This is a genomic window from Saccharopolyspora elongata, from assembly GCF_004348985.1.
Taxonomy (GTDB): domain Bacteria; phylum Actinomycetota; class Actinomycetes; order Mycobacteriales; family Pseudonocardiaceae; genus Saccharopolyspora; species Saccharopolyspora elongata.
The window spans coordinates 1-14,407 of sequence record NZ_SMKW01000102.1 but is presented as its reverse complement, the minus strand read 5'-3'; the positions used below and the strand labels follow the sequence as shown (position 1 = coordinate 14,407).

13 protein-coding genes are annotated in these 14,407 nt (G+C 70.6%); 7 read left to right on the top strand and 6 right to left on the bottom strand.

Going from position 1 to position 14,407, the window contains the following annotated elements; all coding sequences use genetic code 11:
* Positions 1–148 precede the first annotated feature (148 nt).
* Positions 149–1,075 (bottom strand): SGNH/GDSL hydrolase family protein, encoded by a 927-nt coding sequence (locus E1288_RS41195; RefSeq protein WP_132494094.1) that lies wholly within the window; start codon positions 1,073–1,075, stop codon positions 149–151.
* 245 nt (positions 1,076–1,320) lie between these two features.
* On the opposite strand from E1288_RS41195, the gene E1288_RS41190 reads away from it, so the two are divergent.
* The 3 genes from E1288_RS41190 to E1288_RS41180 all read left to right on the top strand — a co-directional run bounded on the left by E1288_RS41190 (position 1,321) and on the right by E1288_RS41180 (position 5,104).
* On the top strand, positions 1,321–2,688 hold the full coding sequence (locus tag E1288_RS41190; RefSeq protein ID WP_132494093.1) for a cystathionine beta-synthase: 1,368 nt from the start codon (positions 1,321–1,323) through the stop codon (positions 2,686–2,688).
* A gap of 102 nt (positions 2,689–2,790) precedes the next feature.
* Positions 2,791–3,861, top strand: a complete 1,071-nt coding sequence (locus E1288_RS41185; protein ID WP_132494092.1) for a DUF4064 domain-containing protein — start codon at positions 2,791–2,793, stop codon at positions 3,859–3,861.
* 103 nt (positions 3,862–3,964) lie between these two features.
* Positions 3,965–5,104 carry a cystathionine gamma-synthase gene (locus E1288_RS41180; protein WP_132494091.1) on the top strand — a complete coding sequence of 380 codons (1,140 nt, stop codon included), beginning with the start codon at positions 3,965–3,967 and terminating at the stop codon, positions 5,102–5,104.
* A 55-nt stretch (positions 5,105–5,159) separates the two neighbouring features.
* Here the strand turns inward: E1288_RS41180 and E1288_RS41175 are convergent, their stop codons facing one another.
* Positions 5,160–5,399, bottom strand: a complete 240-nt coding sequence (locus tag E1288_RS41175) for a hypothetical protein (protein WP_235884168.1) — start codon at positions 5,397–5,399, stop codon at positions 5,160–5,162.
* A 236-nt stretch (positions 5,400–5,635) separates the two neighbouring features.
* Here E1288_RS41175 and ilvA point away from each other — a divergent pair, with 236 nt between their 5' ends.
* A complete protein-coding gene (gene ilvA, locus E1288_RS41170) occupies positions 5,636–6,847 on the top strand; it encodes a threonine ammonia-lyase (RefSeq protein WP_132494089.1) in 1,212 nt (403 codons plus the stop codon).
* A 154-nt stretch (positions 6,848–7,001) separates the two neighbouring features.
* Here the strand turns inward: ilvA and hppD are convergent, their stop codons facing one another.
* Positions 7,002–8,147, bottom strand: a complete 1,146-nt coding sequence (gene hppD / locus E1288_RS41165) for a 4-hydroxyphenylpyruvate dioxygenase (protein WP_132494105.1) — start codon at positions 8,145–8,147, stop codon at positions 7,002–7,004.
* A gap of 216 nt (positions 8,148–8,363) precedes the next feature.
* Between hppD and E1288_RS41160 the strand changes: the two genes are divergently transcribed.
* Positions 8,364–8,864, top strand: coding sequence for an Lrp/AsnC family transcriptional regulator (locus E1288_RS41160; protein ID WP_132494088.1), 501 nt, complete (start codon positions 8,364–8,366; stop codon positions 8,862–8,864).
* 274 nt (positions 8,865–9,138) lie between these two features.
* Here E1288_RS41160 and greA read toward each other — a convergent pair whose 3' ends face one another.
* A complete protein-coding gene (greA, locus tag E1288_RS41155) occupies positions 9,139–9,627 on the bottom strand; it encodes a transcription elongation factor GreA (protein ID WP_207954845.1) in 489 nt (162 codons plus the stop codon).
* A 194-nt stretch (positions 9,628–9,821) separates the two neighbouring features.
* A complete protein-coding gene (locus E1288_RS41150; protein WP_207954844.1) occupies positions 9,822–10,259 on the bottom strand; it encodes a DUF4307 domain-containing protein in 438 nt (145 codons plus the stop codon).
* 200 nt (positions 10,260–10,459) lie between these two features.
* On the opposite strand from E1288_RS41150, the gene mca reads away from it, so the two are divergent.
* Both mca and E1288_RS41140 read left to right on the top strand, forming a co-directional pair.
* Complete coding sequence (gene mca, locus E1288_RS41145; protein ID WP_132494086.1) at positions 10,460–11,341, top strand: mycothiol conjugate amidase Mca; 882 nt, start codon at positions 10,460–10,462, stop codon at positions 11,339–11,341.
* Positions 11,338–11,652: a hypothetical protein gene (locus E1288_RS41140; RefSeq protein ID WP_132494085.1), complete on the top strand. Its 315-nt coding sequence runs from the start codon at positions 11,338–11,340 to the stop codon at positions 11,650–11,652. Before mca ends, E1288_RS41140 begins: the two co-directional genes overlap by 4 nt.
* Positions 11,653–11,712: 60 nt before the next feature.
* On the opposite strand, the gene eccCb is transcribed toward E1288_RS41140, so the two are convergent.
* Positions 11,713–14,407 (bottom strand): type VII secretion protein EccCb (gene eccCb / locus E1288_RS41135; protein ID WP_207954843.1); only part of this gene is annotated, 2,695 nt, incomplete at its 5' end.

Genomic DNA, 14,407 nt, shown 5'->3' with positions numbered 1-14,407 from the left:
TTCGCGGCCGCGGAACGCGGTGCGACCGCCTCGGGGCGACATGGCCGTACCAAGCGGTCACTTTAGATCCGGTACCGCCATCTTCGCGGTGACGACGGTCACCGGGCAAGCCCCAAACCGACCGGTCAGTACGTCGCTTCGGGTGAGCTCAGGAGTTCCCGCGCTGGTGCAGCCTGCGGTTGAGCCGGGCCACGATCCGGCTGGTCGGGCGGCGTGCCTCGGCCGCCTTCGACCTGGTCGGGGCGGGCGGCAGCGGGCCACCCCGCCACTCGCCGATCGCCGAGCACATCGCGGGCAGCAGGATCGCCGCCGCCGCCTCGTAACCCGCCGCCGAGGGGTGGAACCGGTCCGGGCTGAAGAACTCGCCCGGCCGCGCCAGGAACTCCGGCGACAGCAGGTCCGCCAGTGGCACCGCGCGCCCACCGGCCGCCTCCACCACGCGTCGCTGCGCGCGGCCGAGCGCGAGGCTCCAGTGCCGCGCGATGGAACGCAGCGGCTGCGGGATCGGCCGGATCGCCCCCAGGTCCGGGCAGGTGCCGACGACGACCGCGACCTCCGCGTCGATCAGCCGCCGCACCGCGTCGCCGAGCAGCTCCGCGCAGGCCGACACCGGCAGCTTCGAAGTGACGTCGTTGGCCCCGATGATGATCAGCACCAGCTTCGGCGGGCGCAGCAGCGCGGCGTCCACCTGCGCGGCCAGCTCCTGCGACGTGGTTCCGACGATCGCGTGCGTGGTCAGCGCGACCGGCCGGTCGAGCTCCTCGGCCAGGCCGCGGGCCAGCCGCACCCCGGGCAGATCCGCCTGGAAGTCGACGCCGAGCCCCGCCGCGGCGGAGTCGCCGAGCACGGCGAACTCCAGCGGCTCGGCGCCGTCGGATAGGTCGCTGCGCGGCACCGGGCCGCTGCCGCTGGGCAGGTGGATGCCGTCGCCGCGCAGGGGATCGTTGGCCGGTGGGCCGATCACCCGCCGCGCGTACCCTGCCTGCCCGTTGAGCAGCCCGTACGCCGCGCCGGAAAGTCCTCCGGCGGTGCCCGCCGCCAGCAGTGCGAGCCGGAATGCCTTCGCCGCGATCATTCGGCCCTCCCTCACCAGTCCTGCGGCCGGGTCACGGCCGCGCCCACGGGGATGGGAAATGGTCACCCACCTCACCGCGGGTCCGCGCGGCGAATTCCCCGTCACTGGCAAGACGCGGCGCGGACCGAAATCGTTCCCTGCCGGTGTGTCGCGTTCCAGGTCCCTTGAGTTAGCCGGTGACCAGGCGATTAGGCTCGACGTCACACACCCGGCGAGCAGCAGTTACGAAGGATCGAGGACCGGACGTGGACTACGTCGAGCACGTCACCGAACTGGTGGGCAACACACCCCTGGTGCGGCTTAACGCGGTGGCCAGCGGGCAGACCCCGGTGCTGGCCAAGGTCGAGTACCTGAACCCCGGCGGCAGCGTGAAGGACCGCATCGCGCTGCGCATGATCGAAGCAGCCGAGGCATCCGGCGAACTGCGCCCAGGTGGCACGATCGTGGAGCCCACCTCCGGCAACACCGGCGTGGGCCTGGCGATGGTCGCCCAGCGCAAGGGCTACCGCTGCGTGTTCGTCTGCCCGGACAAGGTCAGCGAGGACAAGCGCAACGTCCTCAAGGCCTACGGCGCGGAGGTCGTGGTGTGCCCGACGGCGGTGCCGCCGGAGCACCCGGACTCCTACTACAACGTCTCCGACCGCCTGGTCCGGGAGATCGACGGCGCCTGGAAGCCGAACCAGTACGCCAACCCGGCCAACCCGGAGTCGCACGTGCACTCCACCGGCCCGGAGATCTGGGAGCAGACCGGCGGCAAGGTGACGCACTTCGTGGCGGGCATCGGCACCGGCGGCACCATCTCCGGCACCGGCGCGTACCTGAAGAAGGTCTCCGACGGCCGCGTGCAGGTCATCGGCGCCGACCCGGAGGGCTCGGTCTACTCCGGCGGCAACGGGCGGCCCTACCTGGTCGAAGGCGTCGGCGAGGACTTCTGGCCCACCACCTACGACCGGGACGTCTGCGACCGGATCATCGCGATCTCCGACGCCGACTCGTTCGAGATGACCCGCCGGCTGGCCCGCGAGGAGGCGCTGCTGGTCGGCGGTTCCTGCGGGATGGCGGTCGCGGCGGCGCTGGAGCTCGCCAAGACGACCGGCCCGGACGACGTGATCGTCGTGCTGCTGCCCGACGGCGGCCGCGGCTACCTGACCAAGGTCTTCAACGACTCCTGGATGGCGTCCTACGGGTTCCTCTCGCCGGACCACGGCGGCGGTTCGGTCGGCGACGTGCTGCGCCGCAAGGACGGCACCATCCCGGACCTGGTGCACGTGCACCCGAGCGAAACCGTGGCCGACGCCGTCGCGATCCTCCGCGAGTTCGGCGTGTCGCAGATGCCCGTGGTCAGCGCGGAGCCGCCGATCATGGCCGCCGAGGTGGTCGGCGCGGTCAACGAGCGGGACCTGCTCGACGCGCTGTTCGCCGGCCGCGCGAACCTCGCGGACCGGGTGGAACTGCACATGTCGCCGCCGCTGCCGACCATCGGCGCGGGCGAGGAGATCAGCGCGGCGATGTCCGCGCTGGCCGGTGCCGACGGGGCCATGGTGTTGATCGACGGCAAGCCCGCGGGCGTGGTGACCCGGCAGGATGTGCTTGGATTCATCGCCGGCCGATGACGACTTGTTACGGAACGGCACTACGCTGCAGGTCGATCAGCTAGCGTGAGTGATCGCATGCCCCAGACTTCGCATTACGCCCCGAGGGAGTAGGACAACCCGATGAGCTCTCCGCAGCCGCCGGACGGCGGTCAGCAGGGTTCGGACCCCATCTCGAACCGGATGGACCCGCAGGACCCCAACCAGGCCGGCAGCGACGCGACGCAGGTCGTCAGGCCTGTCCAGCCGCAGGGCCAGCAGCAGCCACCGTCCGACTCGACCCAGGTCGTGCCGCCGTCGATGCAGCCGCCGCAGCCGATGTACCAGCAGCCCGGCCTCGCCGGCCAGGGCTCCGGTGCCGAGGCGACCGCGATGGTGCCGCCGTCGATGCAGCCGCCGCAGCCGATGTACCAGCAGCCGGGCACCCAGAGCCAGCCGGGCGGCTTCCCCTCGCAGCCGCAGGGCACGCCCAGCGGTGGCTTCCCGGCCCCGCAGGCCCAGGGCGGCTTCGGCGCCCAGCCGCCGCAGGCCGCCTACGGCCAGCCCGCGGCCCAGGGCCAGGGCAGCAAGGGCCTGGCCCTGACCGCCGGCTGGGTCGCGACCGCCATCGGTGCCATCGGCGCGATCTTCAACCTGATCGGTTTGCTCGGCCTTGGCGCGACGTACGCCTGGCTGGAGCAGAGCACCGCTGACCTCGAGCAGTACAAGGAGTACGGCATCGAGGTCCCCGAGATCAACCTCCCGCCGTACGGCCTGATGATGACGCTGTACATCGGGTTCCTGATCGCCAGCCTCGTGCTGCTGGCCGGCGGGATCATGGTCATCCTCAAGAAGAACATCGGCCCGATCCTGGTCGTCGCCGCTTCGGGCCTGTACGCCATCTGCCAGCTGGTGACCCTCTTCACCGGCTTCGTCACCGGCATCTCCATCGTCGGCACCATCGTGGCGATCCTGATCGCCGCGGCCATCGGTGTGCTGGCGTTCCTGCCGGGCACCCGGCAGTACATCGCCGCCGCCGGTTCCGGTGTACCGGCTCCGGCCGCCGCCGGTGGCTTCGGCCAGCCGGGCCAGCCCGGTCAGCCGGGTGGCTTCGGCCAGCCGGGCCAGCCGCAGCAGTTCGGCCAGCCGGGCCAGCAGCCCGGTGGCTTCCCGCCCGCCGGCGGGCAGCAGCCGCCGCAGCCCCCGCAGTGGTGACGCGCTGATCCACGGAAGCGGCCCCCGACCTGCCCGGTCGGGGGCCGTTTCGCATCGCGGACCCGAGTCGGCGGATCGGCCGCCGGGCCGTACGCTGCTCCACATGAGTGACGGCTTCGCCACCCGCGCCATTCACGCGGGCCAGGAGGCAGACCCGACGACCGGTTCGGTGATCGTGCCGATCCACGCCACGTCGACCTACGCGCAGGACGGCGTGGGCGGCATGCGCGGCGGATACGAGTACTCCCGCACCGGCAATCCGACCCGCACCGCGCTGGAGGAATGTCTGGCCGCGCTGGAGGGTGGCCGGCACGGGCGCGCGTTCGCCTCGGGCATGGCGGCCACCGACGCGGTGCTGCGCGCCACCCTCAAGCCGGGCGATCACCTGGTCATCCCGGACGACGCCTACGGCGGCACGTTCCGGCTGGTGGACAAGGTGCTCACCGCCTGGGGCGTCGAGTACACGCCCGCGCCGGTGTCCGATGTGGACGCAGTGCGGGCGGCGATCCGGCCGAACACCAAGGTGATCTGGGTCGAGACGCCCACCAACCCGCTGCTCAACATCGGCGACATCGCCGCCCTGGCGCAGGTTTCCCGCGACGCCGGCACGAAGCTGGTCGTGGACAACACCTTCGCCTCGCCGTACCTGCAGCAGCCGCTGGAGCTCGGCGCGAACGTCGTGGTGCACTCGACCACCAAGTACCTGGGCGGGCACTCCGACGTGGTCGGCGGCGCGGTGATCACCTCCGACGACGAGCTCGCCGAGCAGGTCGCGTTCCTGCAGAACGGGGCGGGCGCGGTGCCCGGGCCGTTCGACGTGTTCCTGACGCTGCGCGGCATCAAGACCCTCGCGGTGCGGATGGAGCGGCACAGCGCCAACGCCGAGCGCATCGTCGCCGCGCTGACCGGCCACCCGAAGGTCTCGAAGGTGCTCTACCCGGGCCTGCCGGAGCACCCCGGCCACGAGGTGGCGGCGAAGCAGATGCGCCACTTCGGCGGGATGATCTCCTTCCTGCACGCCGACGGCGAGGAGGCGGCGCTGGAGGTCTGCTCGCGCACCCGGCTGTTCACCCTGGCCGAGTCGCTGGGCGGCGTGGAGTCGCTGATCGAGCACCCGGGCCGGATGACGCACGCGAGCACGGCCGGCTCGATGCTGCAGGTCCCGTCCGACCTGGTGCGGCTGTCGGTCGGCATCGAAGAGGCCGACGACCTGGTCGAGGACATCCTGACGGCCCTCGGCTGACGACGAACCACCTGGGGAGGCCGCGATTCCACGGGAATCGCGGCCTTCTCCGGGTTCAGCGTTCGAGGGCCGGGTCGCCGCTGCCGAGCGGGCGGGTGTCGGCCGGCTGGCGGGGGTTGACCGGGAGGTCGTCCGGTTTCAGGCAGCCGCCGATCAGCTCCACCACGCCGTCGCGCGATCGGTAGGAGCCCGGTTCGTCGCAGCCGGACTGGAGCACCGCGAACACCGCCGCGCCGGACAGGGCCGCGGCCGTGACGAATCCGGTGACCTGCGGGAACGCGCCATTCGTTGGCATCAGCCGCGCCATGCTTCCTCCCGTGTGCAGCCCCGGCACCGACGTCGGGCAGCGGACCTCGCGACACCTGGCAGGTGTACGCCGATGATCGCTGATCGTTCGAATCCCCGCCGCGACGGCTCGCCCCTACCAGCCTTCGTCGCGGTGCCGTCCGGTTGCGGGTGACCGGCCGCTTCTCCGAGGGTACCGAACGTGCTACCCGGGTCGCCTGCGATTCGCGGTGGCACGATTGGCCCATGCGGCTGGTCGGTCTGGACCGAATCCGCGACGCCGGCGAGCAGCTCGCCGGGATCGCGCGGCGCACGCCGCTGGAGCATTCCCGGGTGCTCGGCGAGCACTGCGGCGGCGAAGTCTTCCTGAAGTGCGAAAACCTCCAGCGCACCGGCTCGTTCAAGCTCCGCGGCGCCTACGTGCGGCTGCTGGCGTTGGACGAGGCGCGCCGGGCCGCCGGGGTCGTCGCGGCGAGCGCCGGGAACCACGCGCAGGGCGTTGCGCTCGCGGCATCGTTGCTCGGCATCCACGCCACGGTGTTCATGCCGGTGCGCGTGCCGCTGCCGAAGCTCGCGGCCACCAAGTCCTACGGCGCCGACGTCCGGCTGCACGGCGCGGTGCTGGAGGAGACGCTCGCCGCGGCGCGGGAGCACGCGCAGCAGACCGGGGCGGAGTTCATCCACCCCTACGACCATCCCGACATCGTCGCCGGTCAGGGCACCGTCGGGCTGGAGATCCTGGAGCAGTTGCCGGAGGTCCGCAGCATCGTGGTGCCCACCGGGGGCGGTGGGCTGGTCGCGGGCATCGCCGCGGCGGTGAAGGCGGAGCATCCGCACGTCAGGGTTCTCGCGGTGCAGGCCGAGCAGGCCGCGGCGTGGCCGGTTTCGCTGGCGGCGGGCAAACCGGTGCGGCTGGCCGAAGCCCAGACGATGGCCGACGGGATCGCGGTCGGCGAGCCCGGCCCGGTGACGTTCGCGCACGTCGCGGAGCTGGTCGACGGGGTGCTGACGGTCAGCGAGGAGGCCCTGTCCAGGGCCCTGCTGCTGTGCCTGGAGCGGGCGAAGCTGGTGGCCGAACCCGCCGGGGTCGCCTCGGTCGCGGCGCTGCTGGAGCACCCCGAGCAGGTCCGCTCGCCGACCGTTGCGGTGCTCTCCGGCGGCAACATCGACCCGCTGCTGCTGCTCCAGCTGATCCAGCACGGCATGGGTTCGGCGGGCCGCTACCTGTCACTGCGGGTGCGGCTGCCGGATCGGCCCGGCTCGCTGGCGGGCCTGCTGGCGAAGCTGGGCGAGCTGTCGGCGAACGTGCTCGACATCGAGCACTCGCGGATCTCCGGCGCCCTTGGGCTGGGCGAGGTGGACGTGGAGATATCCCTGGAAACCCGCGGCCCCGAGCACCGCCACTACGTGGTCGAGGAGCTCGGGGCCGCGGGCTTCACCGTCGCCGCCGAAGGCTGACGCCGGGCCGGGTGCGGTGGGTTGGCCGGGCCGGCCTCCGGAGCGGCGTTCCGGCAGGTCCGCAGGCCGTGAGTCTTTTGGGACGCGATAGCAGCACAAAAGACTCACGGACCCGTGACCAGCGAAAACATCGAACCGCGGGATTCCTGGGGGGTCAGAGGTTGCCGCGGCGTTCCTGTTCGCGCTCGATAGCTTCGAAGAGCGCCTTGAAGTTGCCCTTCCCGAAGCCCAGCGAACCGTGCCGCTCGATCAGCTCATAGAACACCGTCGGCCGGTCGCCGATCGGCTTCGTGAAGATCTGCAGCAGGTAGCCGTCCTCGTCGCGGTCGACCAGGATGCCGTGCTCCTTCAACGTCTCGATCGGCACCCGCACCTGGCCGATCCGCGCCCGCAGCTCCGGATCGTCGTAGTAGGCGTCCGGGGTGTTCAGGAACTCCACGCCGGCGGCCCGCATCGCGGTGACGGTCTTGATGATGTCGCCGGTGGCCAGCGCGATGTGCTGGCAGCCGGAGCCCCGGTAGAACTCCAGGTACTCGTCGATCTGCGACTTGCGCTTGCCGACGGCCGGCTCGTTGAGCGGGAACTTGACCCGGTGGTTGCCGTTGGCCACCACCTTGCTCATCAGCGCCGAGTAGTCGGTGGCGATGTCGTCGCCGACGAACTCGGCCATGTTCACGAAGCCCATGACCCGGTTGTAGAACTCGACCCAGCTGTCCATCTGGCCGAGCTCGACGTTGCCGACGCAGTGGTCCACGGCCTGGAACAGCCGCTTGGGCGCGTCGGCGGGCTTGACGTAGCTGCCCCGCTGAACGACGTATCCGGGCAGGTAGGGGCCGGTGTAGCGGCTGCGGTCGAGCAGCGTGTGCCGCGTCTCGCCGTAGGTGGCGATGGCCGCCGTCCGGATCGTGCCGTGCTCGTCGGACACGTCGTGCGGCTCTTCGAGCACCGTGGCGCCCTGGGCGCGGGCGTGCTCCACGCACTTGTCGACGTCGAGCACCTCCATCGCCAGGTCCACCACGCCGTCGCCGTGCCGGCGGTGGTGGTCGGCGAGCGGGCTGTCCGGGTCCACCGCGCCCTTCAGCACGAACCGGGCCGACCCGGACTTCAGCACGTAGGCCTTGTGGTCGCGGTTGCCGTGCTCGGGACCGGAGTAGGCGATCAGCTCCATGCCGAACGCGACCTGGTAGAACAGCGCGCTCTGGGTGGCGTTGCCGACGACGAACACCACTGCGTCGAGCGCCTTGACCGGGAACGGGTCCTTCGAATCGTCGTGTTCGACGAGGCCGACGAGGCGCTTCATCTGGTCGAACGTGACGTCGTCGAGCTGCTCGGTCTGGCTGCCGTGGTTGACGGTGCCGGTCACGATGTCCTCCCGTTGTTCGCCGAAGCGGTGACGAGGCTCAGCGTGCGCTGGGCAGGTCATCCTGAGCAACACTCGTTGATTTCGCTGCGCAACCTGTTCAGTATTCAAGCCGAACCGCTGGCTGGATTGGTCAACCTGAACAAGGGGTGTGACATGGCTCCCAATGCCGAGGGTCTGGACGCGTTGGACGCCAGGCTGCTGCTGTTGCTGTCCGACGAACCCCGCCTCGGGGTGCTGGAGTGCTCGCGGCGGCTCGGCGTGGCGCGCGGCACCGTGCAGGCGCGGATGGATCGGCTCGTGCAGCGCGGCGTCCTGCTGGGCTTCCCGCCGGAGCTCGACCTGGCGGCGATGGGCTACGGCCTGACGGCCTTCGCGGTGCTGGAGATCGCCCAGGGGCACCGGGGCCTGGTGGCGGATCAGCTGGGGGCGATCGACGAGGTGTGCGAGGTGCACGCGACGACGGGGCAGGGGGACCTGTTCGTGCGGATGGTCGCGCGCTCCAACGCCGACCTGCAGCGGGTCATCGACGAGGTCGTCGGGGTGGCCGGGGTGCGGCGAACCTCGACCTCGATCGCCCTGTCCACGCCGGTCGCACCGCGCGTCCGTCCGCTACTGGAGCGGCTGGCCGCCGAGGACGACCGGCCGGAGGCCTGACGCCCGGCGGGCGAAAAACCGCGGGCGCCCCCTGGATCGGGGACGCCCGCGGTCTCGGTGCCAGTCCTTGAACACGTTCTTTCATTGAAGCGGCGCAGCCGCTTAGCCCCTCTCGCAGCTGGCACCGCCGCAGGTTCTCAGACGTCGTCTGGCGAGGACAGCCCCGAAGCCGCGTATTTGGTCATACGTAAGTCGGGGCTCCCACAGTCCAGGCGGCGTCTGAGGTTCCGCTACCCGCACCGCTACGCAAGCCGACCCGAGCAGACTCCTGGGCTCAGCCGGCGAAGGGCTCGGCCTTGACCAGGGTTACCGACATGGTGCCGCCGTTGGGGAGCTCGTACTCCCGGGTCTCGCCCTCCTTGGCGTCCAGCAGCGCGCGGCCCAGCGGCGAGTTCGGGGAGTAGACCTCCAGCTCGCCGTGCGCGCCCTCCTCGCGGGTGGCCAGCAGGAACTTCTCGGTCTCGTCCTCGCCGTCGTAGCGGACCGTCAGCACCGAGCCGGGCCGGGCGATGCCGGACTCGGTGGGCACGTCGCCGACCTTGGCGGTGCGCAGCAGTTCCTGCAGCTGGCGAATGCGGGCCTCGATCTGCCCCTGCTCCTCGCGGGCCGCGTGGTAGCCGCCGTTCTCCCGCAGGTCGCCTTCCTCGCGGGCCTCGTTGATCTTCGCGGCGATCGCCGGGCGGTTGGCCACGAGCTCGTCCAGCTCTCCCTTGAGCCGGTCGTAAGCATCCTGGGTCAGCCAGGTCACCTGGGTCTCGCTCACGGTCACCACTCCTCGTCGACTGCGGCCCGCGTTTCCCCACGGGCGAATTGCATTTCCGCGCCTTTGATTTCTCGGCCATTGGCCAAGTAACGGAAAAACACGGCCCGCGCGGGACCGTGCTGAAGTCGACAATAGCACGAAGCACCACACCCCGGGGCGGGATTTTCCCTGCACCCGGCGTGGTACGCCGGTGTTCACCCAGTTGGCCGTAGGTGGGTGGACAAATATTCAGGAACGTTGTAAGTGCAGCCGTACACCTCCCCGATGGTCGCTCGGGCGGAGGTCCGCAGCACAGTCTCCTGCCTGGTGGTGCCGTCCGCAGGTTGGATCAGAACTTCTTTGCGACCGACTTCCTCGCCGGATTCGGCTCGGGCGCGCACGACGCAATCGGCGGGCCGCTGCGGCTCGTCGCGCTGGACCTCGAGAACGATCTTCACGGAGTGGTCGTCGATCACTTCGTGCGCGATCTGCTTCCCCTGGATCGGCGTGCTGCCGAGGTTGCGGTAGCCCACGATCGCCACGCCCACCAGGGTGACCAGCACGACCGAGATCAGCACCCAGCGGAGGGCCGGGCGCGGGCGCGTGCGAGCACGCGATCCGTACCGGTCCTGCGGGATCTGCTGGTTCGTCACCGGGGCTGGACGGCCTTTCGACTTCGGGCTTCGCCACCGCCCGCGGACGGGTGATGCGGGGGCTGGCGCCGAGCAAGTCGGACCCACCGGGAACAATGGGACCCGACATCCACGTTAAGTATCCCTGGGGTGTCCCGCGGCCTGTCAGCGGGGCCGTGTTCATGAGAGATGCTTGCAAAGCAGGAGGGGATTACCCGGCGATGGCGGACAAGCTGCGGCTGATGACGGTGCACGCGCACCCGGATGACGAGTCCAGCAAGGGTGCCGCGACGACCGCGCGTTACGTGGCCGATGGGCACGAAGTGATGGTTGTCACCTGCACCGGCGGTGAAGCGGGCAGCATCCTCAACCCGGCCATGGACCGGCCGGAGGTCGTCGAGAACCTGACGGAGGTCCGCCGCGCGGAGATGGCCGAGGCGGCCAAGATCCTCGGCGTGCAGCACCGGTGGCTCGGCTTCATCGACTCCGGGCTGCCGGAGGGCGACCCGCTGCCTCCGCTGCCGGAGGGCGTCTTCGCGACCGTGCCGATGGAGGTCTCGACCCGCGAGCTGGTCAAGGTGGTGCGGGAGTTCCGCCCGCACGTCGTGATCACCTACGACGAGAACGGCGGCTACCCGCACCCGGACCACATCCGGTGCCACGAGATCTCGGTGGCGGCCTTCGACGCGGCCGGTGACCCCGACCTGTACCAGGACGCGGGCGAGCCGTGGCAGCCGCTGAAGCTGTACTACTCGCACGGCTTCTCCCGCAAGCGCATGCAGCTGTTCCACGAGGCGCTGCTGGCCAGGGGCATGGAGTCCCCGTACGGCGAGTGGCTGGCCAAGTGGGACTCGACCCGCCCCGATCCGGACGAGCGGGTCACCACGCGGGTCGAGTGCGGGGAGTACTTCGAGCAGCGCGACGACGCGCTGCGCGCCCACGCGACCCAGATCGACCCGACCAGCCGCTGGTTCGCGGTCCCGCTCGACATCCAGCGCGAGCTCTGGCCGACCGAGGACTACGAACTGGTGCGCTCGCTGGTCGACACCACGTTGCCGGAGGACGACCTGTTCTCCGGTGTGCAGGAGAAGGTATGCGCATGAGTGCCACGGAAGCGGTCAGCTACGTGCTCGCGCAGACGCCCGTCCCCGTGACGCCGGACCCGGGCGGCCAGGGCGAGGACTTCGGCAAGTCCTCCCCGGTGGGGCTGGTGCTATTGGTGGTGTTCGCCATCGCGGTGGTGTTCCTGATCCGCTCGATGACCAAGCACCTGAAGAAGGTGCCGGTGGTCTTCGACGAGCAGAAGGCAGCGGCGGCGGCCCCGGCGAGGGCGAAGCGAGCCGAAGCGGAGCCGGCGGAAGAACCCGAGGCCGAGCAGGGCGAGGCGAAGCCGGGCAAGGGTGAAGCCTCCTAGCGAGGCGAAGCAGGAGCGGGGCCATCCGGAGTGCCGGATGGCCCCGCTCGCTTTTCCGGGTCAGGTTTCCAGCGGATGCGGGATCCAGGCCACGCGGAGCGCGATCTGCTGGTACTCCTGGTCGATCCGGCCGGTGAGCACCGCTTCGCCCGGGGTGCGCGGTTGCTGGCCGCGTTCGCCCTTGAGGCCGGCCGGGCAGCGCGCGTCCTTGAGGACCAGCTTGGTCGCGCTGTTCGAGACGAACGGGATGATCGTGTCGCTGTTGTTGTAGCGGTGGCCTTCGCACGCCAGGACCAGGTGCAGGCCGATCTCAGCGGCCCAGGGCAGCACTTCCGACATCCCGCAGAGCTTGGCGAGTTCGCCGCCGAACAGGTCGTAGTCGTCGATGACGACGAACACCTCCGGCCCCGACCAGTCCGGCTTACCGGTGTTCGGGCCGGGCAGCCGCTTGTGCAGCGCGGCCACCGTGTCCCTGAGCGCGGATTCGGCCTCCTTCGGCGCGCGGATGTAGGCCAGCAGCAGGTCGTCCAGGTCCGTCAAGTGGTTTTCGCGGCGGAAGTCGATGCACAGCACCATCGCCTGCTCTTTGGTGTAGGCCTTGGAGATGCCGCGGAGCACCGTGCGCACCGCCGTGCTCCGCCCGGACTTCTCGCCGCCCATGATCAGCAGGTGGTGCTCGGCGCTGTTGGCCACCGAGCAGTGCACCGGCCTGTCGCTGCCGTCGAGGCCGAGCGGGATGGTGCCCGGTTCGGCGCTGGGGAGCTCGTCGCAGGCGACGATGGCGGGCGGCCTGCGGAGTTGCGGGGGTCGGGCACCGAACCAGGAATCGTCGATGCGCTTGACGAGCTCGCGGGTCTTCGCGTCGAGGTCTTCTGGCAAGGGCTCGTCGGCGTAGGTCGGAAGTTCGTCGCCCAGCACCGGGACGTTGATCGCGCATCGGAGTCCACTGTGGAGTCCGCTGCCGGGCTTGTCCGGTGGGACGGAGTCGGCGTGCTCGGCGGAGATCAGCGAGTCCCGCGGGTCCGCCAGCCGCAGCTCGATGCGGCCGCCCGCGAGGTCGCGCAGCTCGCGGGGCAGGTCGTCCCAGCGGTTGGCAGTGACGACCACGTGGGTGGCGTAGGACAGGCCGCGCCGGGCGAGGCGCAAGATCCGATCGACGAGGCCGGGGTGTTGGTGCACCTCGGGCCAGCCGTCGACGACGAGGAAGTGGTCGGTCGCGACCTCACCGAGCTGTTCTTCCCGTCGACGTCGGCGGAACTCGTCGACCGAGGCGATGCCGTGCCGCGCGAAGGATTCCTCCCGCCAGGTCAGCAGCGTTTCGAGTTCCTCGACGGCAAGCGCCACGAAGTCAGAGTCGTGGCTGGCGGTCACCACCCTGGTGTGCGGCAGGTCGCGCAGCGAGGCCAGCCCGCCGCCGCCGAAGTCCAGGCAGTGGAAGCGGACTTCGGCCGGGGTGTGGGTGAGCGCCAAGGTCAGCAAGGTCGTGCGCACGGCGGTCGACTTCCCGCTGCGCGGGCGGCCGACGATCGCGACGTTGCCATCCGAGCCGGCGAGGTCCAGCAGCAGCGGCTCGTGCCGGTGGTGGAAGGGGTTGTCGAGCACGCCGATGGGAACGCTCAGCGGGGTTTCCGGCTTGGCGTTGAGGCCCCGGTCCTCGGTGGCCTTCAGCGGCAGGTCGATTCCGGCCGGGGGTTCGCCCGGCGGCGGCAGGATGAGCTGCCGGGCCGGCGGACCCTGACCCCGGATCCGCTCGGCGAAGATCTGGGGAATCGTCTGGAAGTAGTCGCCCCGGGGCGTCCCGTGCGGTAGGTCGGTGTAAGCGGCGCGGAAGCGGATCGGCTCCTGGCTCGGGCGAGCCAGGAGCCCGTTGCCCGGGGCATCGGGCAGGTCGTGGGCGCGGCCGATGAGCCTGACCGAATCCGATTCGCTGGTCCGCAGCACGATGCGGGTCGAGGTCGCGCCTGCGAGCTGCGGGATCTGCTCCACCGAGGTCGCGCCTGCGAGCTGCGGGATCTGCTCCACCGAGGTCGCGGTATAGACCAGCTTGATCCCCGAGCGGCGGTGGCGGACCAGCCGGTCGATGGTCGCGGCGAACCCGGGCCGGTCGCGCAGGACACCGGGCAGGTCGTCGACCGTGACCAGCAGCATCGGCATCGGCTCGGCATCGGACTCCGCCTGGAGGCGTTGGTAATCGGCGAAGTTCCCGACGTCCAACCGGTTGAACTGCTCGACCTGCCAGGCGAGCAGGCCGGTCAGCGCCTCGTCGAACCGCCGGCCGGTGAGGTCGTTCGAGCGCATCGGTTCGGCGAGCGCAGTGTGCGGGATCGGGTAGAGCGAGCGCCAGACCTGGTCGTTGTGCTCGCGGCTGATGCAGGCGAAGTTGACCGAGGCGGAGGAGTGCGTCGCGGCCAGCCCGAACAGGATCGTGCGCAACAGCTCGGACTTCCCGGACCCGGCGGAGCCGAAAATGCCAACGGCGCTGCCTGTTTCTTTGAAGTCCAGGTGCACCGGCCTGCCGTGGTCGTCAACGCCGATGGCGATCCGGTACCGCTCCTCGGAGCCGCGAGGCTGCCAGGCCTGGTCGAGCTTGGCCTGGGCCGGATCGCCGAATCCGACGAGGTCGAACAGGTTGATCGGTTCCTCGGTTTTCGCCGGGGTGCGGAGCACCTGCGTCGCTTCGGCGTTCGGAGGCGGCGGCGCGACCGGTCGCGGAGCGGGCGGCGGAGGCGGTGGCATGGGAGGGCGACCGGTGGGA